Origin of the sequence: Moorena sp. SIO3B2, from assembly GCF_010692525.1 — a bacterium.
GTDB classification, from domain to species: Bacteria; Cyanobacteriota; Cyanobacteriia; order Cyanobacteriales; family Coleofasciculaceae; genus Moorena; species Moorena producens.
Window position 1 is genome coordinate 1 of sequence record NZ_JAAHHE010000081.1, and the last position, 25,129, is coordinate 25,129.

Genomic DNA, 25,129 nt, shown 5'->3' on the forward strand with positions numbered 1-25,129 from the left:
CCACGCTACGCGAACGGCTTTGTTTATCAGTACATATATTATAGCAATTTTATAATACCCTGTGCAAAATTCATCCCACACCTATGCTACGCATTAGGTGTGGGGCTTCTTTTGCCGGACAGCTAAATCTTAAGACAACTGAAATCGCTGACTATTGGTGGGTTACGGCGGACAGTTCTTTTAATCCGAAGTTACCGACTCCCGACTCCCTCGGTGCGCTTGACCCGTAATTTAATTACGGGTCAAGCGCACCGCTCCCGACTCCCTGATAAACCAAAGCGAAGACTACAGTAGGGTGCGTTATTAGCCCACCCTACTGTTGGTTTTATGCTGACGCTTAACCCTCAACCGTCAACCCTCAACCCTTAGACCAAACTTGGTAAAGGAATGGTCAAATGGGGATACAGAGGAAAGCGATCGCATAACTGTGCCACACGCTGGCGACATTGAGTTGCCACTTGCTCATCCTCTCGATTCAGTAAGCGATCGGCAATAATATTACCAATCTCAGTAAATTCTGCCACTCCCATGCCTCGGGTAGTCATGGCGGGGGAACCTAGGCGCAAGCCACTGGTGACAAAGGGCGACTCTGGGTCAAAGGGAACAGTGTTTTTGTTAGCCGTAATCTTGACACCGCTCACCAGTTGGTCAGCTCGCTTACCTGTCATACCAATAGAGCGCAAATCTACCAGTAATACATGGTTATCTGTACCACCAGAAACAATCTTTAACTCCCGGTTTTGCAGTGCCGTTGCCAAAGCCTTAGCATTTTCAATCACCTGGGCAGAATAGGTTTTGAATGCTGGGGTCAAGGCTTCCCCAAAGGCAACAGCTTTACCAGCAATCACATGTTCCAACGGACCCCCCTGAGTTCCGGGAAACACTGCCTTATCGAACTTTTTACCCAAATCCGATTGATTGGTCAGAATCAAGCCACCCCTTGGACCACGCAGGGTCTTGTGAGTGGTAGTAGTGACCACATGGCAGTGAGGAAGGGGGTTAGGGTGATGACCAGTAGCAACTAAACCAGCAATGTGAGCCATATCCGCCATCAGGTAGGCACCCACTTCATCAGCAATGGCCCGGAATTTCTCAAAGTCAATGATTCGGGGATAGGCGGAATAGCCGCAAATAATCAGTTTGGGACGCTCTTTCAGAGCAAGTTCCCGAATCTGACCATAGTCCAATTGTTCAGTCTCCTGGCTGACACCGTAGTGACACACCTCAAACCATTTGCCCGACACATTGACCGGTGACCCATGGGTAAGGTGTCCGCCATGGGACAAATCCATCCCCATAATCTTGTCACCAGGTTTTAGTAAGGCTAGAAATACTGCAAAGTTCGCTTGAGCGCCAGAATGGGGCTGCACATTGGCATGAGCAGCACCAAATAGTTCTTTAGCACGGTCAATCGCTACTTGTTCGACTTTGTCAATGAACTCACAGCCGCCATAGTAGCGCTTTCCGGGCAATCCCTCAGCATATTTGTTAGTTAGCACTGAGCCTTGTGCTGCCATCACCGCTGGGGAGGTGAAGTTCTCACTAGCAATAAGTTCCAGATGCTCCCGTTGGCGTTGGAGTTCCTGTCCCAGATACGTGGCTATCGTGGGATCGGTTTCGGCGAGAAAATCTAAGTTAGTTTGAGTCACTTTCTTTACTTCTAGGATCGATCACGTTTGGGTATTGACACAACAACCTTAAAGGTGTAAGTGCTTACAAAAAATCCTCTGAGGCAATAAAGCCCCGTCTAGGCAGGAGCGGGAATCAAAAACTGAGGTAGCGCTTTGATGCACGGGTTTATCCCATCAGCGACTACCGGTACCGACATAGCAGCTTTAGTCGCCCTGAAGATTTTGTGACCACTCCCACATCAAATCAGAGATTATGATGTGGGCTTCTCAAATTCGCAAATGAGACTTGCTGCTCCTCGATATCCTGTATCGATTTACCACAGCCATTGAGCGGCAGTCCAACCGCCATTAATGCACGATTCAAAATGTTGATGCCACTATTCCAATCGCGGTCAATTTTTACTCCACAATCAGGACAATGATGGACTCTGTCAGCGAGATTTTTCTCAACTGAAGCTCCACAATTGAAACACTCGATACTTGTACCCCGTGGATTAACTTCCTGGACTAACAAACCGCGTTTGACCGCCACTGCTTGTAAGATTTCTAGAAATGACCCCCACGCAGCATCATGTATTGATTTTGCGTGTCTTATTCGAGCAAGTCCTTTGATATTTAAATTTTCGTGAGCAATTAAGTCATATTTATTACACAACCAATGAGCAACCTGATAATGAAACTCTTTTCTGCAACGAGCTAAGTGAAGATGCAACAAGCTAACTTGCTTTTTAGCTTTTTTCCAGTTGTTAGAACCCTTGACACGACGGGACATCGCTTTTTGAGCTAATGCCAGTCTGTCTTGAGCCTTCCTGTAGAACTGTGGGATCGGTACTGCTTCACCGTCAGATGTAGTTAAAAACTTTTCTAAGCCAACATCAATTCCGACAGCAGACTTAACTGAATCTATAGGTAATATTTCAGGGACGGTATGATCCTTCATTGAAATGCAGCAATACCAACCATCAGCTTTTTTGACAATAGTACACTGCTTGAGAGTGAATCCATCCGGCAATGGTCGATGCATTACCACAGGAATAGAACCGATCTTGCTTAGTTTTAAAACTCCATCAATTAAGTGCGCCCCCGCTTTAGAACTATTCACCCTAGGAAAGACAAAAGATCTAAGTTCTCCAGGCTTCTTGAAACGAGGTCTTCCACCCCGCTTGCCACCCTTGACAGGTTTCCTCCATCTTTCCCACGCTTTATTAAGTCGTTGTAGATTAACTTGTTGAGTTTCTGCGTAAATTTTTTTGTACTCAGGGAACAACCGTTTGGTTTCCTTGAGGGCTGATTGCTGAGTGTAATAATTGAGTGGTTCTGGTATTTCACCAATTGGTTCACTAACGATACTACATCTATCAATAGAGCAACGACTCCTATTGAGCCAATCAAGTCTTTGCCCTAGAGCATAGTTCCAGTGACGGCGCAATAGTTCTAGCCATCTTTCCATGATGGCTACTTGTTCGGTGTTCGGCTTAATTCTGTAGCAGTAGGTCAGTATCATCAGCCCTTAGTTAAACAACTCAAACAATATCTCAAGAACCAATATACCCAGTCGGGCAATTCCCCGGAGACGCGCGCCTTAGACAGTTTAGCCTTTATAAGCGACAGTCTGTGAGTCATAAGTTTAAGTTATATGAAATAAGGCTCAACTGTCTTACGGTAACTTCTAACCCGTTAAATCACGCGATTATAACGGGAGACCCCTTGCCCGTTTAGTTGGACACGACCCTTAAACAGGACTTACCCAGTAAATATACCTACAGGGTTGGTTATTAACGCACCCTATTACTTATCCCTACTACTTATCCCTACTACTTATTCCTACTACATATGGGCGTTTGATGCCCAGTTTTTCACCAGTTTTTCATAAGTCCTGTCAAACAATTCATCGGTAAGGATGAGCTTAAAGCTTGATTCTGGAACGATTCAGACTCAGATTAGGCCAATTTTTAGCAAAACTTAAAGTTTTTATTATGTTAAATTATTTATTATACAACACTTATCATCCAGGGGATCTAATAAGATAAGAATAGGGTTAAGCAATAGTTCTAATCAACAGCACTTATAAACAAGACTTAAGCACTAAGGTGATTGGTCAAGAGTTTCTCGATTAGTATGGGCATAAGGTGTCGTGAGCAAATAAACATTTTTCCCTATCCTCCAGCCTGTTGAGAAGACCTTAGAGTATCTTGCTTCGGCATCAGCCCTGATAGCGTAACAGGATTAGTGCTATGTTAGTAATTCTAACGGACAACCAAGTAATTTCCCCCGACCTTGTCTGCCAATGTTGTTTACTGGCTGACCCAAGTGGTCAACCTCGCTGGCATCAAGGCAAATTGGTGTGTGCTCATCTCCTCAAGAAGCTAAGTGAGAAGCAAGCTCAACAGTATGAGTGTGAAATGGGCTTCCGTCTGGTAAATATGGAGTAAACTTTTGTAGTAAGAACTTTTGTAGTAAGAACTTTTGTACTAAGCGATCGCGAAGCGTGACCAAAGGTCAATCGCATTTCAGGTTGCGATGGGGTAGAGTGTTGTGCTGCGCTATGCTGAATAATAGTTAGTGTAACCCTGATCTGAACATCTTCAAGGAGAAATCACGATGACTTGGCGCGGATCAACAGATGTTAAAGACCGGATTTTTGCAGCCCTTGCATATATACTGCCTCTAATTGTGGTTTTGCCCTTTGGTCAATTTCTGCTAAGACAGTTTCCCATTCTGGGCATTATTTACCTGCCACTACAACCATTAATTTCAATTTACTACCGTTTGCCGTTGGCGGGGTTAATTATTTTCTTTGTTTTGTTCTTAGCCGTAGTCAGAAACCCACGAATCAGCCATTTTGTTCGCTTTAACACCATGCAGGCGATTCTTTTAGACATTCTTTTAGTTTTGGGTTTTCTATTGTTGCCAATTTTACGCCAAGCACTAGGGGTTAACTTGCTAACAGAAACCTTGTATAATGTAGTATTTTTAGGAATCCTTGCCGCCTGCGGCTACTCCATGATTCAATCATTGATGGGTCGTTACGCAGAAATACCAAGCCTTAGTCAAGCCGTTTACAGCCAAGTCCCCTAGTATTCCTTAGTCTTGGCCTGTGAAGGGCGTAAGCTCACCGTATTTTCCAACTGGCCAATTCCCTCAATTTCCACCCGGACGCGATCGCCAACTTCCATTGGTCCTACTCCTTGGGGTGTCCCCGTAAGGATCACATCTCCTGGTACTAGGGTCATCACCTGGGAAATGTAAGATACCAGAACATCTGGCGGAAATACCATTTGACTAATTAAAGCTGATTGTACTGGCTCAGGGTTGTCATTCAGAAATGTCTGCAATTTTGCCCCAGCACTCAATTCCCGGACTATCCAGGGTCCGAGGGGACAAAAGCTATTAAATCCCTTAGCCCTGGTCCATTGGGCATCCCGCTTTTGTAAATCCCGAGCCGTTACGTCATTAGCGATCGTATAACCCCAAATTTTGGATTGAGCTTCGTCTGGTGTGCAGTCTAAGCAATAGTCACCGATTACCAGTGCTAATTCTCCCTCATAGTCTACTCGCTGAGACTGAGGCGGATACTGGATGGCTTGAGAGTCAGGAATTATAGTGGTAGGGGGTTTAAGAAACAGTAAAGGTTCCTCAGGAACTGATGTTCCCAATTCCGCTGCGTGTTCAGTATAGTTTTTGCCTACAGCCACGATTTTAGTTGGTGCACACGGAGCCAGCAATTGATAGCTTTCTGGTTCCAACTCTAAATCTATGGGTTGTCCCTGTAACCAAGGTGGTGCATCCAGCACCTGAATAGTGCGGGTCACCTGTAACAAGCCGTAGTAGGTCTGTCCTTTAGAAGATTTAACTCGAACGTAACGCTGTGTCATAACAATAGATGTTCCTTAATAATATTACGAAAATTCTCTACTTTACCTAAGGTAGTATTGAGTTGGTAGTACGTCAGTACTGAGTACCGATAACAGATTGTCCTTAACAGTACAATAGATAACAAGCTGCATTCAGACATAGCATCTTCTAGTAGTGTCTGGTGGTGTCTAGTGTTATTCCCCTTTGACGAATGTACTTTCTTTGAGCACAACTTAATTGAAATTTAATTGAAATTGGTTGCACAAGGGGTTAAAATGCTGAAGGGGTAATGCTTGTAAAGTATTGAGATCAAAGTATTGAGATCAAAGTATTCAGATAAGTGTAACAACCCCACACACTTACCGATCCGGTAACTGTCCGCTTGAGTAGCGGTAGATCAATTCCTTGCTTCTTTAACTATCCAGTAGCAAGCAAGTCAATTACCCAACCTTGACTCTCACCTTTGGTGTGGTTCAAGGAAAGCTGATTGTTAGTGCTGATTGTTAGTGCTGATTGTTAGTGCTGATTGTTAGTGCTGTGTATCGGATAAAAAGAAGCCAAATTGTCCATAAGGAGATTAATACCAGTGAAAAACACTTACGAAATGATGTACATCCTGCGTCCTGATTTGGGCGAGGAACAAGTAGATCAAGCTATCGGCAAATATCGAGACCTGTTGCAGGAACTAGGTGGAGAGCAAATCGAGATTCAGCATCGTGGCAAGCGTCGTTTAGCCTATCCCATAGATAGGTACCGGGAAGGGATTTATATCCAAATGAACTATAATGGACCAGGTACCCATGTGGCCAAGATTGAGCGAGCAATGCGTCTAAGTCAAGATGTGATTCGCTACCTCACCATCAGACAGGAATCATCCCCAGCCCCTACACCAGAACCAGCAGAAGTTGAAGCTTGAACTCTCGGTATTCCAGGGGGTAATCGGTAATCGGTAACAGGTAATGGGTAATGGGTAGTTGAGGATTACCTATTACGTAAGCATTCAGCTATCAGCGTGTCGCGTATCAGCATATGCGCTACACGCATGCTACTTGAGGTGCTATCAGCTTATGGGCGGGCACGGTACTTGATGTGCTTATGGGCATAGGGCAAGCTACACCGAACAGCTTTTGAATAAGCGATGCAGTCAGCCAAAGGGGGTTTCCCCCACTCGCGCTTGGGATCAAGAAAACAGGTAAGCATTCGTTTAATATCAGGAAAGTCCCAGGGTCGAAGCCTGTGCCACAAAGCTGTTCGCCCAGGGTGGGCCAAAAGCCCAGGGCTGACCGCTAAGGGCTGAATGCTTACTTCTTTGCTGGCTACAAAACACTAAGGATTAAAGACTAAGGACTAAGGAGTATCGATAAATTCAGTTCTTGGAAAGGTTCGGAATCTGGCTTAATCTCGATTTGATTGGGTTGAGCCGATTCACCATTAATCAGTAAATTATACTTACCCTGCTGCAACCCTTCTAAATAAAAGACCCCAGCACCGTTGGTAATCGAAAAAATCGATTTTCCTGAATCAACTGGTACTGCTTCTACCTTCGCACCCTCCACCGCTTCTCCCCCAGCATCAGTGACTACACCTGCAAAGGTGTAGGATAGTACCATTGGCACAGTAACTGGAGTATAGCTACCGGGCACCACCTCCACCGCATAGGCCGATTCCTCGGGTTTCCAGTCGATGGGATATCCGGCGGGGTCAAGGTCAAGGCGATAGGTGTCAGGGTCGAGTTTGACAAAAATCCCATTGTTGCGAATGTCTGGTCGAAAAGAGGTAATCGATTTATTATTCAGCAGTAACAGTAAATCCGGCTCTTCGAGGTAAATCTCTTCCCCTTTATCTCGTTTACCATTGCCATTGTTGTCAAAGAAAGGCTGAATTAACAATCCCCCTCGGCTGCGTAAGCGGTCAAAGCGGGTGTCGGCAGCGCTAATCCCTGATTGGACATTGATATTGGGAGAGACCTCAATCCTGAACGTGCTGCCATCAGAGGTAGTAGATATTTCCTGATAACGTAACCGCAATACTAATCCGGGAATCACGGCACTGGAAGCTGAGGCAATCAATCCATTACCCCGAGAACCGAAGCCATAGCCGAAATCCAAGTCCCATAGATATCGACCATCACTAGACTGTTGTGGAGAACGATAGCGCCAAGCTAAGCGAGCGAGGTGATCATCACGGTTATTTGAATCCCGGGTTTCGTAACCCAGTAGCAGGGAATGTCCTTTAGAGGCACTGCTATCGGACAAATAATAGATTAGTTCGGAATTGGTGGTGATTTCATTGCCTCGATGGGACAGTCTCAGACTTCCCAGGTTAGACCTCAAACTCCAGCGCAAGTTATTATTGGTGTCCATGTCAGCACTGGCAAAGAGTGAGAAATTTTGGCTAGTGTGGGAAATGCTCATACCAGCAGCTAAGGCTTCTTCCCGAGTGTTACCACTGGCTCTCAAGGTTAAACCACGAAAGACTTGCCAGTTGACCCGAAACCGCTGCGCTAGACTATCACTGTTGAAGTTAAAGCTCAGCTTAGGGGAGGGTTGGAAGTTAATACTGGCATCATAGTCTATCCCCTCATCCTCTGTACCCAAAAGAGCCGACACTTTTACCTTTAAGGGAAATCCAGCAGGTTGATAGAATAGTTCCCCTAACCCCAATACTGACTCGTCGTAAACCATCCCCATCCCCAAAGTCAGGTCTTCTGTGACTCCTAAGCGATAGGCAATTCCCCCCCGCACGTCTGTAAACTCACCAAAGAAATTCCCATTCTGGCTCGATTCCCGACTCAAGCCAGTGGAAACAACTAAAGCAGAGGCTCCCTTGGTCAATTGACCCGGTATAATAGAAAATTTTGCCTCTCGAATTTCCGGTTCCGCAGTAAGCTGTCCATCGGGATATAGAAAGACGCGATAAGTATTGCTACCGCCTCGTCCAGTTATGACATTTTCAAAGCGGTAAACCCCAGAGGAGTCCACTAGGATTTCATCCACTACCACATCATTAAAACCTTGGGTCAGCTGGACTAACGTACCCGGTTCAGCTTCCCCAGTAATGCTGCGTCCAATGTCATTGGCTTGTAACCGTTGGCTAGGACTAAATCCACCCCCCGATGACCGTGGTGGGATAAATCCCCAGCGCTGGATAGTGGTCGCACCCCAATATTGACCTGTCCCTTGACTTCGCCAAAAGGTGGGCTGGGAACCTAGGACATAATCCGCTGCATCGGTTTGGCGAAAATACTGGGCTTCCTGTAACCGAAACGTCCCAGTATCGGTTAAATCCGGTTGGCGAGTCCTCAGAAACCAGCTACCTCCTAATAAGGTGCCGATGGTGGTAAATTCTCCAGTATAGTTAGTGGAATTAGACAGAGAACTGCTACCACCCCCTCTGCCACTAATATTTACCCGTTGTCTGATCGCGGATATGCTAAAGGCAGGGGCATCAATCTCAGATAATCCTTCAAGTACGACTGGGATTTCTGGAGTTCGCCGACCTTTGCGCCGCACATTCAACCAGGGGGGATTAAACCTAATGGCGTATTCAATCATGTCAAACTCCGTCGGGACTCCTAGAAGAGTTTGGATGGTTTTGACGGGAATGACTAATCCTAATTCTGGGTCAGTTGGTAAGTCTTCTGGATTGATGCGGGTGACTAAACCAGGCGATCGCACTTCTAATTGACCATCTTCTAAGGGTTTGACATCTAATTTCAAGCCCTTAATCACATCATCTAAGGGAATCAGCCACTTTTCAAAATTAATTGCCTGGGAACCATCTTCAAATCCCCGCACTAAGGTACTAGGAATCACATTCTGTTTTCCCAGATTGACGCCTACAGGAAGAATAATCAATTGATCACTATCGTTTCGCCTTGGGCTAGAGGTAGTGGCGGCGACTTCCGGTTTTGGGATTTCAGGTGCTAGTGTTTGGGCAACAACGGAAGTTATGGTAATCAAAGAAGACAAGAGAGTTGTTACAGCTAGATAAGCTAGTGAAATAATTTTCATCCAACACCTATGAGCTGACTAAATGCTGACTAAATTTTTTAAGGGAAACTACATACATACTTTCCAATTTGGTCAGATCAAGTAACAGTAACTAAGGGGTTTGATACATCGGGTTTATTGCAGTAGCACTACTATTCCCTTATTCCCCGTAATTTTATCCACCTTAATCAAATTCAATGAATTTTAAATTCGGTATCTTTCCGGATGTATCCAGTTAGGAAATTAGGAAACAATAGAATTACAAACAAATTACAAACAAACAGTTTATTCCCACCAGATAAAGGACATGAGAAACCAATTCGGTAAATCCTTATTTATTTCCGCCTTGACTGCTTTAGGTGTTGCTGTTGGTGCTACCAGTGCCTTTGCTCAGGAAGCTCCTGAGACAGAGCAGGAGTTTGAATTCCACGGCACAGTAGAGGGAACATGTTCTTTTTTAAATGTTCAACCTGGTAATTTAGCAAACCCTTTTCCCGAAGTATTAGTTGCTAATGACGTAGAAGGTGATCCTGCTACAGGTGTGATGGTGTGTAATAGTGGCGCAATTGTCTCTCTTGGGGATTTGATGCCGATGAATCGTCTATCTGAAGAACTTTTAGACACCGCCAATAACTACGAGTATGGAGTTACTTTTTTTGATCTTGGGGGTGGACCAGTTGGCGAGATTGGGCGTAGTAAGGAAGGACCTGCACTGCCACCCCAATCGTTACCTCCTAACCAATACGATGTTGAAGCTAACATGGAGATCGAGGGACTTTTACCCCTTAAAGGTGGTGATTATGCCTATAAGTTTACGGTGACAGCTACAGCTGACTAAACTCAACTATTGGCTGGAAGCCAGCGACGTATTCCGCTGGAAAATTGAACTGCAATTAACCTCTATATTTTTAGTTGTCTCCGTGGGAATCGGCTTCACCCGATTTTTCCTACGGAGACTTTACCAACAAACCGTTGATTTATAATAATCTAACATCAGCTAATTGTTCTGTCAATATCTAGAACAGCCTTTCCAGACAGATTTAAGTAAAAACAATTAGGGTCTGTATTATTTACTATGGGAATAAAAACCACCATAATCCTATAAAAAATATTACTATATTACCCGTAATTTTCTACATATTAATCAAGTTAAATTAGTTTAAAATTTCGGTATCTTTGCTGAATGGTTACAGTTTTTATTTTTTTAAAATAATTTCTAAAAATTTCCTTTACACCACCAGTTTACCCTAGCTCAAGTAGATGTAAGCATTCAGCTATCAGCCGTTGGCCGTAGGCCACGCTACTTGATGTGCCGTCAGGTAATCAAAGGGAGGTAGTAAACCAGCTGGGGGGTGGTGGTATGGCTGGTTGAAAATCCCTGCTCGTTGTACTCATCCGACCCCGTGCAGTTAAAGCGCCTGCTAGCACCTCAACTAGCACCATCTGTAGCGCATAAGCTGATACCTGTTCCCGTAGCGTGCGCGTAGCCCATTAGCTGACAGCTGAATGCTTACAACTGGAGTTTATCATAATTAGTTTTTAAAAGAAACAGGAAACAGGTAAATTCGGAGCAGATAACCGGATAATTTTTAATTAATAAAAAGATAATATCTGTGTTAAATACTACCTTTTTAATTCAGTCTTTGCAGTCTTGTAGAGAGATAGCATGCTACCTCTCTACTTTTGCTTAAGTTAGTGCCATTCGACTTAATCAAATCGGCTTCTTGGAGAAGTAGATAACTTTGGATATTGGCAGGATTGTGGAGACTAGTTTTGGACTTTTGCAAGAGGTCTGCTGATTGGCGTACTCTGAATTTACCTACTCTGAGCAGTGGTGCTGCTGGGCATAGTCAGATTAATACTAAAAGGCACACTTTGTCGATTCTCTTCTTCGCCCCAAAGCAAGGTTCCAGTCAATTGGTATTGTCCAGCTGTCAATTCCTTGGCATCACTAGGATATCCGATAGAAATCTTCCGTTCCCCCCCAGCAATCACTGTCCATTCGTTTTGTTTGCCAGTGGTGACCGTAGTGGTTCCCTGCTTGAGAGTCCACTCCACCTTGGGTCGTGCAGTGGCATTGCCACTGTTGCTAACCTGTAACAGAATCTGCTTACTCTTGTGATCAAAGCTCGCTTCCTCTACGGTCAATTTGGGAGAAATATCTCCATGACGTACATAGACAGTCACACCAATGCGAGGTACGATGCCCATACTGACACCACCACGGTTATTCTGGGAATGTTCCAGATTTTCTGTGAAAATCACTGCCCGATATTCCCCTTTTTCCATACTAGGAGGAAAGCGGGAAATCATTCGGATGCGGCGAGTTACGCCTGGTTCTACCACCAATTCACGAGGGGAGAATTGTAGATAAGGGGTTAAATCATTAGAGCTAGATTCCAATGCTTCAAACCCATTTTCATCGTAGGTGAAAGGTGTCGCATAGACACGGGCTCGAAATGCCTTATTACTGCGATTGGTGACGTTGATGATACCTCTAGCTTGACCTCGTTCTGCTTCTTCTTCAATAACTAAGGGAGAAACTTGAACCTGAGCTTTAGCTAATCCTGGAAATAGCACCAGTGCAGATAAGGCGCAGCTACCTAAATAAGTTATTAAATGTTGATTGAGTTTAATCATTTCTAGGGAACAGGGAACAGGGAACAGGGAACAGGTCATCGGGAATCGGGAATCGGGAATCGGGAATCGGGAATCGGGAATCGGGAATCGGGAAAAATATTTGTACCTATTTACTATACAAAGTAAGGATTTAGCTTATGCGCTACGTCCCAGCGTCGAAGCCTATGCCACGATAATTGAGGTGCCAAAGGCCAACGCCTGACAGCTGACGGCTGACAGCTGATAGCTGATAGCACCTCAAGTAGCACCATCTGTAGCGCATATGCTTACGATAATTTAGTAAACAGCGATATATAGCACTACCCATTAAGGTTAGGACATTTATAAAAGCAGCAAAAGCTATTATATTCAGCTATTGCTAGCATGCCTATTGCCTATTGCCTTGCGCGTAGCGCTATACTTTAATCTATTGTTGACTAAATTTATGGTAATAGCTATGGTTAAAATTACTGATTTTTATATACTATTATTTTTCAACAATCGTTATAAATACGGATATAGCAATGCTAAGTGATTTGTAAGTAGTCACACAAAAAAAATTACCTGTTTTACAAAATAAAAATCCTGATGTTATAAGCCTTACCGATAATAGGAAGAGGTAATTTATTTTGTAATGATACTTAAACAATACTTACCTTAAAATCGTCCTGAGTGCTAAGTAGTGATAAATTAAGCCACGATCACAGAATATTCAAGTTCAATCCTGACTTAGGCAACAAAACCAGGAAAAGGTTGATATGGAATCCCTTTGCTCTGACACCTATGCCAGCATGATAGTAACGGACATTGCCTCAAATCAAGAAATTTCCAGTTGGAATCGGCAAACCTATCAACGTTTGAAACTCGCTTTGAGTATTGGTCTGCGCCGCCAGCTTTTTTTGGCAGTGTGTGATGACCTGAATCTGCGCAACCAGCTAGCAGATCAATTATACCGGGAGTTAGGCTTATGTGCAGCAAACGGGTCAATGAACCACCAAGGTTACCCAAACTTGGTCAGCCTGAATTTAAATCTGAGCGAACCCAATCCCTTAGCTCAGATTAGTCAATGGTTAACCGACCATGAGGAATCTTACACTTCTGAAAGTATACCGGGATTTCAGATTCTGGGTATAGAAAACTTAACACGGCAACCCGCAGCACTGCAACGATTGTTTCTCAGGCATTTACAGTCAATTGGGAATAATCTCAGCTACTGGGAACTGACTTTCTTGCTCTGGTTGCCACGACCTTGGTTTTATTCCATTCAGCAGTCGGTACCAGAATTTTGGCAACAGCACACTGGTTTCTTTGAGTTTGAAGGAGAACCAACACCCCTATCCCAAAGGGTGGCTGATACAGCACAGGCTTCTTACACATTACCCCCCTCAACAACAGTAATCGATCCTGGTCAGGAAGATGTGGAGACACTGTTAGGGCAAGAGGATATGTTGACAGTTAAAAGTTTTAATGTTGAAGCTTTAAACGATAACTTTCAATCAAAGAATGTGCGACTTGAAAATCACAGTGAAACACCACAAGATAACTTACAAATAAATAACCTGCGACCGACAACTGAAACTGAAACACCACAAGATAACTCTGAACCAAATAACTTGCAACCTGGAACTCAAAAACCATCTACAGGCCAAACCTATCTTGAATTGGGCAATCATTATCGCTACCTGATTGAACAAGGAGATGCCTCTGAGGAAAACTTAGTGATCGCAATCCAGGCTTATGAGCAGGCGCTGCAATGGTCACAATTCACACCTATCGAAGAATCCGCTATCCTCAATGATGTGGGAAATTTCTACTGGATGCTATCTCGTTGTCCGAACAATGACAACCTGATGCTCTCTTATTTAGAGCAAGCCATTAAATGCTATCAAGTAGCACTAACTGACTTTTTAGCGGAACAATCTCCCGAAATTTTTAGCATGATACAGAATAATTTGGGAACAGCTTATGGAGAGTTAGCCCAGTACCAAGATTTAGCTAAAAATCTGGAAAATTCTATTCGCGCCTATGAAGAAGCTTTGCGCTATGGCGGTGCTGACCATGACTTGGTTAAATATGCTTCAACCCAGAATAACTTAGGAACGGCTTACTGGAATCTAGCGCAACATCAATCACCAGTGCCGAATTTAAAGAAAGCGATCGCAGCCTACCAAGAAGCCATCTCTCATCATGACACCACAGCCAATCCTCAGAATTGGGCAATGATTCAAAATAACCTGGGTACGACTTACTGGAGTCTTGCCCAGCACGAACAACCAACAGTCTGGTTGAAGCTAGCCATATATGCCTATCAAGATGCTCTCAAATACCGGAAACCGGAGGTTGACCCAGCTGGCTATGCTGCAACCCAGAATAACCTAGGTACCGCCTACTGGCACTTAGCCGACCAGTTAAAGGAGGAATATGGGGCAAAAGCAGAATACTTTAAGCAATGTATAACGGCTTATGAAAATGCTCTTGCGATCGCAGGATATCAACCACACCCTTCTGACCAAGTCTCTAACCATAACAGATCACCTGTACCAGTTAATTTTGATATTATAGCTACCTACAACAACTTGGGGCTAGTTAATTTCCAGCTAGCGACACACCCACAATTTTCCTTAAGCAAAGGGTCTAAGTTAACTCATTTAGAAGCTGCCCTACACCAACATGTCCAAGCTTGTATGGGTACAGTTGAGCAACCGGAAACCTACCAAATTTCTCTGAATTACCTAATCCACACCATTCGAGCATTCTCTCGGGAAAATGGTCCTGCGGGACAAAGCTTTGCCCTTTCTAAAGTGCCAGGTCAGCTATTACCAGAAATTTTGCATCGCCTATAGGGTTTGTCTCTGGGTTGTAAACACACGAATTGGGGCAAAAGGCAAAAGGCAATAGGCATGCTAGCAATAGGGGAAAGAGAACCTCAGTTTTATTGTCCAATAAAAAAAGACCATACAGGTTTCCATCTCAAATACCAACGCTATAGGAGCCTAGTAATTTAAATTTAAATTTAAATTACCAATTCTAGATATCAAAAATTATCACAAATAATTTTTGATGCCATATTCCCTACTCTCTGCTCCCTTTGCTAGCCCAATTCCCAAATTTATAATTCTAAAAAGATAGTTCACCATCTTGATCATATTGTAACTGTTGAGGCTTGTTGTGAATCTTTCTAGGAAACGGTCTTGGATCAGGTTGATTTTCGGCTACTGATGATTGGGGTTGCTCTTGGTCAAAGATAGCCTGAGTATCATTGACAAACGATTCTACTAATGGCTCCTTGGGCATCACTTCATTATTACTCAGCTCATCATTTAAATCAATAATTTCTCCGCCAAAACAATCTTTAATTTTCCCTAAAGCTTGCTCTATTTGATCAGCATCCCAGTCTAAGTCAGAGAAATCATAACCTCCCTTGGATAATACAGTGTCCACTGCTTCAGATGCTTCAGAATTGCTAGGAGGGGCAAGGTTTTCTGGCTGGGATGGTTGGGAGGAGGGGTTTACTGCTGGCTTTGAAGAGTCACTGGTGCTAGGTGGCACAACTAGTTTGGCCTTGGTTGAATCCCCCTTTGAATCCCCCTTGCTGTTTGAAGATTCCTGTGGTGCTGGGGTAGTGATTGGTGGAGGTAATTTCTGAGTTGGTACTGCTGCTAGGGTCACTCTTGATTGAGGAGCGGTCTGGGACGGGTTTGCTCCTACGAGTTGGAAATTAACTTTCACATGACCTGGATGGACTTTGGCAAATGCCTTTTGAATTTGGGGCAACATTCCTTTTATAAGCTGTTGTACACCCTTCTTTTTGATGCCAATAGATGCCTCTCGGCCATTGAAAGCTAATAAACAGCCGTTGCTACGCAGTATTTCTCTAGACCCATCCAGTTCAATATTACGAATGACCTGTTGCCAAACCTGCTCGATTTCGTAGGGCTGGTTGCTAACCTCGCTATCTTGCTCAACAATAGCGCTATGGTCAACCTCCTGATTCGGTATTGAGGTTGTAGCTAAATCAGGGGTTTTGGGTATGCCATTGGTAGAGGTGTCTGGGTGTGGTTGAAACCCTAACCTTTCTGAAGGCTTAGGCTCCTCAGTTTTCTGAGTCTTGGGCTTCTGAGCTGGTTTACTTGGATGCTCTGGTTTAGGAGTAGTCTGATCTCGAGCAGAGGTTGATTGATTGTATGGCTCTTTTCTGGGCTGATGTTTCCCAACTGGTGGTAGTTTAGGCTGGTGCCTAGGTTTAACCGAAGGTGCTGAGGGTTTGACTGATGGATTTTCAGGGAATAACTTTGAGGTTTCTACGGATTGAGAGGCAAGAGCCGCTGGCAATAAACCCATTAGGGTTACTTCTAACCAGAGACGGGGCTGGGTAGTGTTTTTGATCTGAATTTCACTGTCTTTTAGATGCTGTTGACCACGTAAAATACTCTCCACATCCAGCTGTTTAGCTAACTCACACAGCTTCTGCCAGGTGGGGAGGGTGATGGCTGATAAATTATTACGAGCAGGAGCAGTTTTAGCAATCAACAAATCTCGGTAGAAGCTAGCCAGATTTTGTAGGATAACTAGGGGCTCTCGACCTCTATCGATCAGATAGCCACATTGTTCTAGTACTGCTACTGCTTCAGAAGATGCGATCGCGTTTAGCAATGCCAGCAAGTCTTGTTCAGGTAATGCCCCCACTAAATCCCAAACCTGCTCTACCGTGACCTGTTCATCTAACAAACTCAGTTGATCTAGCAAACTTTCTGCATCCCGGAGCCCGCCTTGAGCCCCTTGTGCCACTAAGGTTAAGGCATCTGGTGTAATAGTTATATTTTCCTTAACTGCAATATCCTTCAGATGAGACACCATTGCCTCTAGGGGAATGCGGCGAAAATCAAAGCGTTGGCAGCGGGAAATAATGGTGGGTAATACCCGTTGAGGGTCTGTGGTAGCCAAGATGAAGACTACCCGCTCCGGTGGTTCTTCCAGGGTTTTGAGAAGGGAGTTGAAGGCTGCGGTACTAAGCATATGGCATTCATCGATCACATACACTTTGTAGCGGCACTGGACTGGGGCAAATTGAGCCCGTTCAATGATTTCCCTGATATTATCTACACCTGTATGACTAGCTGCATCCATCTCAGTCACATCCAAGGATAAACCACCAGCGATCTCACGGCAGACGTGACATTCCCCACAAGGAAATGGAGTTGGCAAATCAGTCTTGAGACAGTTGAGAGACTTAGCTAAAATCCGTGCTGAAGAGGTTTTCCCGGTACCTCTAGGGCCAGTAAACAAATAGGCAGGGGCAATGCGCTCACTCTCGATGGCATTGGTTAGGGTTTTTGCGATCGCATCTTGCCCCACTAAATCTGCAAATCTCTGGGGACGATATTTGTGATGTAGGGGTTCGTAGCTCACGACTTTGTGCTGTGGGGGGCTTACCAGATTGCTCTAGTAGTGTTTTAGTGACATACTCCCGACGCTGCCAAGCACGGGACAGTGCGGGCTTCTTTCCAACACCAGCTACTGCTTAGGTTACACGGGTTACTTTATTAACGACACGGTCAGAAGTTACCCCAGCGAGCAATCCCTCGCTGGGGCAGCCTTTATGGCTAGGAGGCTTGGCTGAAAGGGTTAAAACTTTGAGGCGCGACCCATGGCGAATTAAATTACGGGTCAAGCGCGCCTCCATTTGGCATTTCGACGTTCCGACCCTTGCCCCGCGCTGACCATAGTACACTTAGCCTATCCGGTAAAGTGCGGGGCTTCTCGCGGTTTAGCTAATAGTGTTTTAATTTTAGGCAAGACATATGGGGGTCTTTTTAGGGATTGCTGGAGACAGGGGTTTGTTAAACCTTTATCTTCGGTGGTAATCTTTCACCAAAGATAGTAACAGGGATATCAGACTCCTATACTACTGATGGGTTACCTTACTTGACACTCCCCACAGCTATAAGCAGGGGGATTCTTGGCTCACCGAATTGACTTGCCGTGACAGGTTTACACCAACCACAGTAGAGGTCAAATCTCCCCAAGCGTTCAGAATCATTGATCTAAGTTCCGGTGTGCCCCACCGTACTCAGGGTTTTTCCTCAGACTTGCCAGGCTTTCTCTAATTTCTTGCCCAATGACTTTCATAGGCCATCATATCGTTAGATTGAATTACGCAATGTGCATTCTCAAGACACATTTTTTACGTTACCTACTTATATCAAAGGGTCATCTCCAATACTGGCGTGCCTTACTATCTGATTATATACTACCAGAGCCAGTATCAGCATTCGAGATCAAAATTAGCTGACGGGGAATAAATTCCCTTCGGGCTCATCCCCATAACGATAAGTTAGGGGATGAGCCCTCAGAGCTTTCGGTAAACTATATAATCGAGCATTTCTACCTCATCGATATATATCTTCTGTTTTAATTATGGAATCAGCTATTTCTTCTTCTGTTAGTACTACTGACGAATTACCCCGCGAGGTGAGAGTTGCTCAACTGCGTAATCTGGTAGAAACTCTACACATCGCGGATGAAATTGCCAGCCAAGGCTACCTGATTAGTAGTTCTGAACTGGCCGATTTAATGGATGTGAACGCCAGCGCTGTCACTAGTCGGGGTAACCACTGGTCTTGGCGCAACTGGGTTGTCTCAAGGGTCAGGCGTGAAGGTAATCAAATTCTGTGGCAGTTAGAACGGGTAGACAAAGGGAATATAATGGATGAAGACTAAGCCTTACAAGACTAAGCGCTAGATAAGGGCATGCCTATACTACCTTGAGACTATGTTGGTAAGCAGTCAGCAGTCAGCGGTCAGCAGTCAGCGGTCAGGTTATTTGATTCAATTGCGGTGTACTCCTCAAGTAGTGTGGCCACAGGCTGATAGCTGATACGCGACACGCTGATAGCTGATAGCTTACCTATGTTGAGACTATGTTGAGTGTTCACCCTTGACCGACCCTTAACGATTAACACTCAACACTCCCAGTGGTTGATTAAACCCCATGAACACAACTTAATATTACTCATATGTCTTGTCACAACTGGGATGATGGGAAAATAGCTAATATATTGGCAGTAACCCTAGTCTTGCAAATGTAGGTTACAGCGCAAGAACATGGGTCAAACAGAGCGAGCAGCTTCATGGCATCCGTACCCAAAATGACTTCACCTGTCTCGGAAAACCCGAAGAACTTGATCCGCCCATTTCAATACCATGATTTGGCAGCAATTGAGAAGCTACTGCAACAGGCAACTGATGGGCAGAGTAAGATCTGCCCATCAGTTGACCAACAGCCACTTAAACACGTTAGACGCTGGTATTGGTTGCTGAAGTTTTTGAGTTGGTTTCCCAACCCCTATCAGTACAGCTTTTGTATGTATGTGGCTGAGCAACTCCAAAAGCTGTGCGGACTGATCAAAATTTCCCCATTTAATCACACCCGTAGTACTTGGCGGGTGGAGCAGGTGTTAGTTGATGCCAACAATTCTCTAGTGAGTAACACCCTGGCAACTCGAGACATTGGCTCGGCTCTGTTGCGCCATTGCTTTGAAAAAATTTGGCAAGCGCGAACTTGGTTATTGGAAGTCAATATCAATCATAAAAGTTCACTGGCTCTTTATCGGCAAAACGGATTCCAACCCCTAGCTCAGATGACCTATTGGGCGATTGAGCCAACACTGCTGGAAAAATTGGCGGTTCGTGAACCAGATTTGCCGAACCTGTTGCCTGTCAGTAACGCAGATGCTCAGTTGCTCTATCAGCTGGATACGGCATCAATGCCACCAATAGTGCGTAAGGTTTTTGACCGCCATATCCAGGATTTTCAAACCAGTATGTCACGGAAAATCATTGATTCACTGTGGCAGTGGCTAAATCATACTGAAGTGATCAGTGCCTATGTATTTGAACCACAGCGTAAAGTCGCCGTTGGCTATTTTCGGCTGCGACTGTGCCGTGATGGTAACCGTACCAACTCAGCTGAGTTAACAGTTCATCCAGCCTACAATTACCTATATCCAGAGTTACTGTCTCAAATAGCACGGATTGCCCAAAAACTGCCTTCCCAATCCCTACATCTGGCAACGGCTGACTATCAAGCTGAGCAGGAAGAGTATCTAGCTCAGCTGGGAGCAGAACGGATTGAGCATACTCTGCTGATGTCCCGTTCTGTCTGGCATAAGTTGCGAGAAACCAAGTCTGTTACTTTTGAGTTATCGGATGTGCTTCAGGGGCTACAGCCAGCCCGAACCCCAATCCCCAGCCGCATATCCTGGTCACAATCCCCATCGAAGAAACACCGTGCTAAGGGTAAAAAGGTCTCTATTGGGGTTTCCCAGTCTAAGAGTGTAGTCTCTCAAGAGGAGACGGTGTCGGTTAAATCTTCACCACAGAAGTAGTTAGAGATTCCAAGTTGGGTTATAGCTAATGTAAGAAAGCTTCATACCTAATGTGCCATTTCCAAAATTAGCTCTGTGACTGTAAATTTATAAGATAGGAGCTTAAGTTATGGAAAGAATTTCAGCACTGGGATTGGATTTGGGAAGCAAACGTATTGGTGTGGCTGGTTGTGATGGGACGGGTTTGATTGCTACTGGTTTAACTACTATTGATCGTACCTCATTTCAAAGGGATGTTGACCAACTGCGAGAGTTAGTTGAAACCAGAGAAGTGCAGCTACTGGTGGTAGGTTTGCCTTATTCGATGGATGGGACTCTGGGTTTCCAGGCACGAAAGGTGCAAAAATTGGCGACGCGATTAGCAGCAGCACTCCAGCTGCCGGTAGAGTATATCGATGAACGGCTTACCTCTTGGGAGGCTGAATCGCGACTCAAGGCGAGTAAGCGATCGCTTACCCAAAATAAAGGACTGATTGACCGTCACGCTGCTGCTATTATCCTACAACAGTGGTTAGATAGGCGGCGCTCAGCTAATCATAACAATCCCCCAGCCTCTGGGAATTGAATCCCTTCTTGATGGTGATAGAATAGAAAACTGTTGACTTATACTAATTAAACTTTATCAATGAGTCTAACTCAAGAACGTAAAACTGAAATTATTAATGGCTACCAGGTCCATGAAACTGACACTGGTTCGGCAGAGGTGCAAGTGGCTATCCTGACTGAGCGTATCAATACATTGAGTCTCCATCTACAAAGCCACAAAAAAGATTACTCGTCTAGACGGGGATTATTAAAGATGATCGGTCGCCGCAAGCGCTTACTTAGCTATATTCGTCAAGACGATCAACAACGGTATCAAAAATTGATTGAGCGCTTAGGTATTCGGGGTTAGACCCTAGTTGAATAGACCCTAGTGTAAAAGAGTGTATGTCTACTGAACCGTCACGGGAGCGATTGCCTTTTGAACCACGTCAAAAGCGCAAAAAGAACCCTAAAGCCCAAAATTCATCAACAAATCCCCAAACTACTCCAAAGGAAAAACCCAGTCAAACTACTGTCAAGCAAGATAAGAAGCAAAATAAGAAGCAAGATCAGCCAACGGCAGCCTCAAATGACTCAATGGCAATCCCCGATGTGGTCAGTAAAAGGATGGTGCGTCGGATGGGTCTAATGTGTGGTATTCCCAGTTTCTTAGGGATAGTTACATTTGTGGTTAGCTATTTATTGATCACACAGGTTGGGGTAGAGTTACCCCATGTGGCAGTGATTCTGGTGAGTATGGGATGCTTTGGTCTAGGTGTGTTGGGGTTGAGCTATGGTGTTCTTTCTGCTTCGTGGGAGGAAGATATACCAGGAACTTTTTTTGGTTGGCAAGAGTTCACCACTAACCTAGGCAGATTGACATCAGCATGGCGTGCTGCTAAGACAAAGAGTTAACCCTTTGGGAATCCTATGATCTCAGTTTGGGGATAAGTTTACCAGGTAGGAAGCCCAAAAGTGCTTCCTAACTAACCTGGGTAAGTAATTTGTTATGGTAATTAACATATTATTATATTAATTAGTTATATTTTTGCGTTCTTCCGCCTAAATCAAAGATTGTAGACAGGGAGTTCCCTCAAAATTTTGCTTAAAACAGATATCGCGACTAGTTAAACATTAATATAAGCCAAAAAGGCATATCTAGAGCAAGAAAGTGTTCTGTAGAATAATTAAAGCACTCTGTCAACAGCAAAGGGAGTAAAAGGGAGTAACTCGACCATCTCCCACCCAAATTCCCTGAGTGGGGCTAAAATCCCTAAGCTGTTGAGAATCTAGTTGTATTAGACACTCTAAGGGAAATCTTGGGTTTCAGCCTTAGAATTATGTTTGTTTAGTAGGGTAATCAAAATTAAGAGCTAACCGCCACCTACTAAATACAATAGAACTTTTTGTATTGTTCCGGTGCGGAGGGGCATCCCGTGTCGTCAATCAAGCTTGCCAAGTATCCGTTCGCGTAGCGTCGGGCAAAGCCCGATACCGTTGGGTGGAGTTGGCAAGAAGCCCACACTGTAATCTCTGATAAGCGTGTGGGAGTATGTCACTCGGCTCGTTTCTCATCCCCGGTCATTAGACGCGGGGTTTATAAACTCACGAGGATTTTTTTATGATAGTAGTAATGAAGGTAGGCTCTCCAGAAGTCGAGGTGACTCGCCTGAGCCAGGAATTTAGCCAATGGGGGCTGACTCCAGAAAAAATTGTTGGTAAGCATAAAGTGGTGTTGGGTCTAGTCGGTGACACCGCTTCTTTAGACCCCCTACAAATTCAGGAAATTAGTCCGTGGATAGAACAGGTACTGCGGGTAGAGCAACCGTTTAAACGGGCTAGCCGTGAGTATCGTCATGGGGAAGCCAGTGAGGTATTAGTGCCAACGCCGAATGGACCTGTTGTGTTCGGTGAACACCATCCCTTGGTAATTGTTGCCGGTCCGTGCTCGGTGGAAAACGAGGAGATGATCGTGGAAACAGCACGCAGGGTTAAGGCATCAGGAGCCAAGTTCCTGCGGGGAGGTGCCTACAAACCCCGGACATCCCCCTATTCGTTCCAGGGTCATGGAGAAAGTGCCTTGGATTTGCTAGCCAAGGCACGGGAAGAAACTGGGTTGGGCATCATTACTGAAGTGATGGACACGGCTGATGTGGATAAAATTGGTATGGTAGCAGATGTTCTGCAAGTGGGTGCCCGTAACATGCAGAATTTTGCCCTACTGAAAAAAGTGGGGGCTCAAGATAAGCCAGTACTCCTGAAGCGGGGGATGTCAGCAACTATTGATGAGTGGTTGATGGCTGCTGAATATATCCTAGCAGCGGGCAATTCTAATGTGATTCTTTGTGAACGGGGAATTCGGACATTTGACCGTAAATACAGCCGGAATACCCTAGATCTTTCAGTAGTCCCAGTCTTGCGCACCCTCACTCACTTGCCGATTATGATTGACCCCAGTCACGGCACAGGGAAGTCGGATTATGTTCCAGCTATGGCAAAAGCAGCGATCGCAGCTGGAACTGACTCGTTGATGATCGAAGTTCACCCCAACCCCGCTAAAGCCCTGTCTGATGGACCACAATCTTTGACACCGGAGCGGTTTGACGAGTTGGTGAAAGAAATGGCGGTAATCGGCAAAGCCGTAGGGCGTTGGTCTGAATCTGCTGTGCCTGTTGCTACTCATTAGTAGTTAGTTCTTAGTGATGACCTGAGTTCGAGATTACTAACTTGATCCAGAACTCAGGTTAATTAAGACTGATAGCTAATAAGATAACTAAGAACTAATCAAACAAACACTCTGTGTTCTAGACAAGGCATCTGTTGGCGGACTTGTTGGAGGCGGTCTGGGTCAATTTCTGCGATCGCAACTCCTGGTGTGTCTCCAGCATCTGCCAAGATTACCCCCCAAGGGTCCACTATCATAGCATGACCATGGGTGTAGCGCATGGCATAGTGACGACCAGTTTGGGCTGGGGCAATGACATAGCAGGTGTTTTCTATGGCTCTAGCTTGGAGCAGAACTTGCCAATGGTCTTTGCCAGTGTAGGCGGTGAAGGCAGCAGGCACAAACAATACATCGGCTCCATTCTGGGATAAGTGTCTGTATAGTTCCGAGAATCGGACATCATAACACACAGAGAGTCCCAAATTGCCGAATTCTGGGGACGAGTAGACCTTGGGTAGTTCAGTTCCAGCCTTAACTGTCTCTGATTCTCTATAGGTATTCCCATCAGGAAGGTTAACATCAAATAGATGAGCTTTATGGTAGCGAGCTAGTTCATTGCCACTCGAACCGATGAGTAGGGCAGTATTGTAGACTTTACTAGTACCCACTGGTACGGGAAAGCCACCACCAAGGATAGTGACCTGAAACCGTTGCGCCATAGTTTTGAGGAATTGTTCGCTTTGCTTTGCGATCGCATCAGCGTGGGTAATTTTGTCTTCCTCTGTACCAAGAAAAGAAAAGTTTTCCGGTAAGCTAATCAGCTCAGCACCACGACGCACGGCTAGGTCGATCAGTTCTTCTGCCTGAACTAGGTTTTTTTCTAGGTCAGGGGAGCTAGTCATTTGAATGGCAGCTGCAAGATAGCACTTCATTATGATTCAACCCTAGAGTTTTCAATATAGACAGATATTAAATCTGATATTAAATCTATTTTCTATATTTTCCCCAGAATGCCCCAAACCAAATTAAAAAAAATTAATCACTGTTAGACTTCCCGTCGCAGAACCAGCACTGGACAGTGGGCAAATCGAACCACTCGCTCAGCTACTGACCCCAAGACAAATCGTTTCAGACCGGTATAGCCATGAGATGGGATCACAATCAGGTCAATAGCTTGTTCCCTGGCGTAGTCGATGATGTTTGAGGCAGGATTTCCGATGGTGACGTTGATATGAATTCCTTGGTATAGAGGTTCCTTGAATCTCTCAGAAAGCACGTTTTCCACATGGGATTTACGAGTCTGGCTATCTACCGTACGCCACATAACTCCCGGTTCACCAGGGTTGAGAGGAGGTAGGACATGGATAACGTATATATGAGATGCATCCTTGACAAAGTCTATTGTTTTTTCTAAAGCCTCAAAGGAGGTTTCAGAAAAATCAATTGGGACAAGTA

The 25,129-nt window shown here is 44.8% G+C and carries 22 protein-coding genes; 13 read left to right on the forward strand and 9 right to left on the reverse strand.

What is annotated here, in order from left to right:
• Positions 1 to 83 precede the first annotated feature (83 nt).
• Positions 84 to 230, forward strand: coding sequence for a hypothetical protein (locus tag F6K38_RS18310; RefSeq protein WP_154659922.1), 147 nt, complete (start codon positions 84 to 86; stop codon positions 228 to 230).
• A 135-nt stretch (positions 231 to 365) separates the two neighbouring features.
• Here F6K38_RS18310 and glyA read toward each other — a convergent pair whose 3' ends face one another.
• Positions 366 to 1,649, reverse strand: a complete 1,284-nt coding sequence (glyA, locus tag F6K38_RS18315) for a serine hydroxymethyltransferase (RefSeq protein ID WP_008188512.1) — start codon at positions 1,647 to 1,649, stop codon at positions 366 to 368.
• A gap of 226 nt (positions 1,650 to 1,875) precedes the next feature.
• A complete protein-coding gene (locus F6K38_RS18320) occupies positions 1,876 to 3,135 on the reverse strand; it encodes an RNA-guided endonuclease InsQ/TnpB family protein (RefSeq protein ID WP_008188511.1) in 1,260 nt (419 codons plus the stop codon).
• Between the two features lie 730 nt (positions 3,136 to 3,865).
• Between F6K38_RS18320 and F6K38_RS18325 the strand changes: the two genes are divergently transcribed.
• On the forward strand, positions 3,866 to 4,063 hold the full coding sequence (locus tag F6K38_RS18325) for a hypothetical protein (RefSeq protein ID WP_008188510.1): 198 nt from the start codon (positions 3,866 to 3,868) through the stop codon (positions 4,061 to 4,063).
• Positions 4,064 to 4,232: 169 nt separating this feature from the next.
• The gene (locus F6K38_RS18330) at positions 4,233 to 4,709 is read left to right on the forward strand and encodes a Tic20 family protein (protein WP_008188509.1); all 477 of its coding nucleotides are present in this window, start codon (positions 4,233 to 4,235) and stop codon (positions 4,707 to 4,709) included.
• On the opposite strand, the gene F6K38_RS18335 is transcribed toward F6K38_RS18330, so the two are convergent.
• On the reverse strand, positions 4,706 to 5,506 hold the full coding sequence (locus tag F6K38_RS18335; RefSeq protein ID WP_008188508.1) for a fumarylacetoacetate hydrolase family protein: 801 nt from the start codon (positions 5,504 to 5,506) through the stop codon (positions 4,706 to 4,708). The genes F6K38_RS18330 and F6K38_RS18335 overlap by 4 nt on opposite strands.
• 566 nt (positions 5,507 to 6,072) lie before the next feature.
• On the opposite strand from F6K38_RS18335, the gene rpsF reads away from it, so the two are divergent.
• Positions 6,073 to 6,402: a 30S ribosomal protein S6 gene (rpsF, locus tag F6K38_RS18340; protein ID WP_193374718.1), complete on the forward strand. Its 330-nt coding sequence runs from the start codon at positions 6,073 to 6,075 to the stop codon at positions 6,400 to 6,402.
• Between the two features lie 424 nt (positions 6,403 to 6,826).
• Here the strand turns inward: rpsF and F6K38_RS18345 are convergent, their stop codons facing one another.
• Positions 6,827 to 9,499 (reverse strand): carboxypeptidase-like regulatory domain-containing protein, encoded by a 2,673-nt coding sequence (locus F6K38_RS18345; RefSeq protein ID WP_008188506.1) that lies wholly within the window; start codon positions 9,497 to 9,499, stop codon positions 6,827 to 6,829.
• 286 nt (positions 9,500 to 9,785) lie between these two features.
• On the opposite strand from F6K38_RS18345, the gene F6K38_RS18350 reads away from it, so the two are divergent.
• A complete protein-coding gene (locus F6K38_RS18350) occupies positions 9,786 to 10,316 on the forward strand; it encodes a hypothetical protein (protein WP_008188505.1) in 531 nt (176 codons plus the stop codon).
• 977 nt (positions 10,317 to 11,293) lie between these two features.
• Here the strand turns inward: F6K38_RS18350 and F6K38_RS18355 are convergent.
• Positions 11,294 to 12,118 (reverse strand): fimbrial biogenesis chaperone, encoded by an 825-nt coding sequence (locus tag F6K38_RS18355; protein ID WP_008188503.1) that lies wholly within the window; start codon positions 12,116 to 12,118, stop codon positions 11,294 to 11,296.
• On the opposite strand from F6K38_RS18355, the gene F6K38_RS18360 reads away from it, so the two are divergent.
• Together F6K38_RS18360 and F6K38_RS18365 are read left to right on the forward strand one after the other, a co-directional pair.
• The gene (locus F6K38_RS18360) at positions 12,105 to 12,320 is read left to right on the forward strand and encodes a hypothetical protein (RefSeq protein ID WP_008188502.1); all 216 of its coding nucleotides are present in this window, start codon (positions 12,105 to 12,107) and stop codon (positions 12,318 to 12,320) included. The two genes, F6K38_RS18355 and F6K38_RS18360, sit on opposite strands and share 14 nt — an antisense overlap.
• Positions 12,321 to 12,855: 535 nt before the next feature.
• Complete coding sequence (locus F6K38_RS18365; RefSeq protein WP_008188501.1) at positions 12,856 to 14,940, forward strand: tetratricopeptide repeat protein; 2,085 nt, start codon at positions 12,856 to 12,858, stop codon at positions 14,938 to 14,940.
• Between the two features lie 274 nt (positions 14,941 to 15,214).
• Here the strand turns inward: F6K38_RS18365 and F6K38_RS18370 are convergent, their stop codons facing one another.
• Complete coding sequence (locus F6K38_RS18370; RefSeq protein WP_008188500.1) at positions 15,215 to 17,506, reverse strand: DNA polymerase III subunit gamma/tau; 2,292 nt, start codon at positions 17,504 to 17,506, stop codon at positions 15,215 to 15,217.
• Between the two features lie 1,008 nt (positions 17,507 to 18,514).
• Between F6K38_RS18370 and F6K38_RS18375 the strand changes: the two genes are divergently transcribed.
• The 5 genes from F6K38_RS18375 to F6K38_RS18395 all read left to right on the forward strand — a co-directional run bounded on the left by F6K38_RS18375 (position 18,515) and on the right by F6K38_RS18395 (position 21,924).
• Positions 18,515 to 18,817 carry a hypothetical protein gene (locus F6K38_RS18375; protein WP_008188499.1) on the forward strand — a complete coding sequence of 101 codons (303 nt, stop codon included), beginning with the start codon at positions 18,515 to 18,517 and terminating at the stop codon, positions 18,815 to 18,817.
• Between the two features lie 428 nt (positions 18,818 to 19,245).
• A complete protein-coding gene (locus F6K38_RS18380) occupies positions 19,246 to 20,484 on the forward strand; it encodes a GNAT family N-acetyltransferase (RefSeq protein ID WP_044494888.1) in 1,239 nt (412 codons plus the stop codon).
• A gap of 109 nt (positions 20,485 to 20,593) precedes the next feature.
• Positions 20,594 to 21,049, forward strand: coding sequence for a Holliday junction resolvase RuvX (gene ruvX / locus F6K38_RS18385; RefSeq protein WP_008188497.1), 456 nt, complete (start codon positions 20,594 to 20,596; stop codon positions 21,047 to 21,049).
• A gap of 60 nt (positions 21,050 to 21,109) precedes the next feature.
• Positions 21,110 to 21,379 (forward strand): 30S ribosomal protein S15, encoded by a 270-nt coding sequence (gene rpsO, locus F6K38_RS18390; protein WP_008188496.1) that lies wholly within the window; start codon positions 21,110 to 21,112, stop codon positions 21,377 to 21,379.
• 35 nt (positions 21,380 to 21,414) lie between these two features.
• Positions 21,415 to 21,924: a PAM68 family protein gene (locus F6K38_RS18395; RefSeq protein ID WP_008188495.1), complete on the forward strand. Its 510-nt coding sequence runs from the start codon at positions 21,415 to 21,417 to the stop codon at positions 21,922 to 21,924.
• A gap of 531 nt (positions 21,925 to 22,455) precedes the next feature.
• On the opposite strand, the gene F6K38_RS18400 is transcribed toward F6K38_RS18395, so the two are convergent.
• On the reverse strand, positions 22,456 to 22,584 hold the full coding sequence (locus F6K38_RS18400; RefSeq protein WP_287249585.1) for a hypothetical protein: 129 nt from the start codon (positions 22,582 to 22,584) through the stop codon (positions 22,456 to 22,458).
• A gap of 46 nt (positions 22,585 to 22,630) precedes the next feature.
• On the opposite strand from F6K38_RS18400, the gene aroF reads away from it, so the two are divergent.
• Positions 22,631 to 23,695: a 3-deoxy-7-phosphoheptulonate synthase gene (gene aroF / locus F6K38_RS18405; RefSeq protein ID WP_287265941.1), complete on the forward strand. Its 1,065-nt coding sequence runs from the start codon at positions 22,631 to 22,633 to the stop codon at positions 23,693 to 23,695.
• 98 nt (positions 23,696 to 23,793) lie between these two features.
• On the opposite strand, the gene F6K38_RS18410 is transcribed toward aroF, so the two are convergent.
• Positions 23,794 to 24,606 carry a carbon-nitrogen hydrolase family protein gene (locus F6K38_RS18410; protein ID WP_287357109.1) on the reverse strand — a complete coding sequence of 271 codons (813 nt, stop codon included), beginning with the start codon at positions 24,604 to 24,606 and terminating at the stop codon, positions 23,794 to 23,796.
• Positions 24,607 to 24,719: 113 nt separating this feature from the next.
• Positions 24,720 to 25,129: universal stress protein (locus F6K38_RS18415; RefSeq protein ID WP_287249589.1), on the reverse strand; the 410-nt coding region annotated here is incomplete at its 5' end.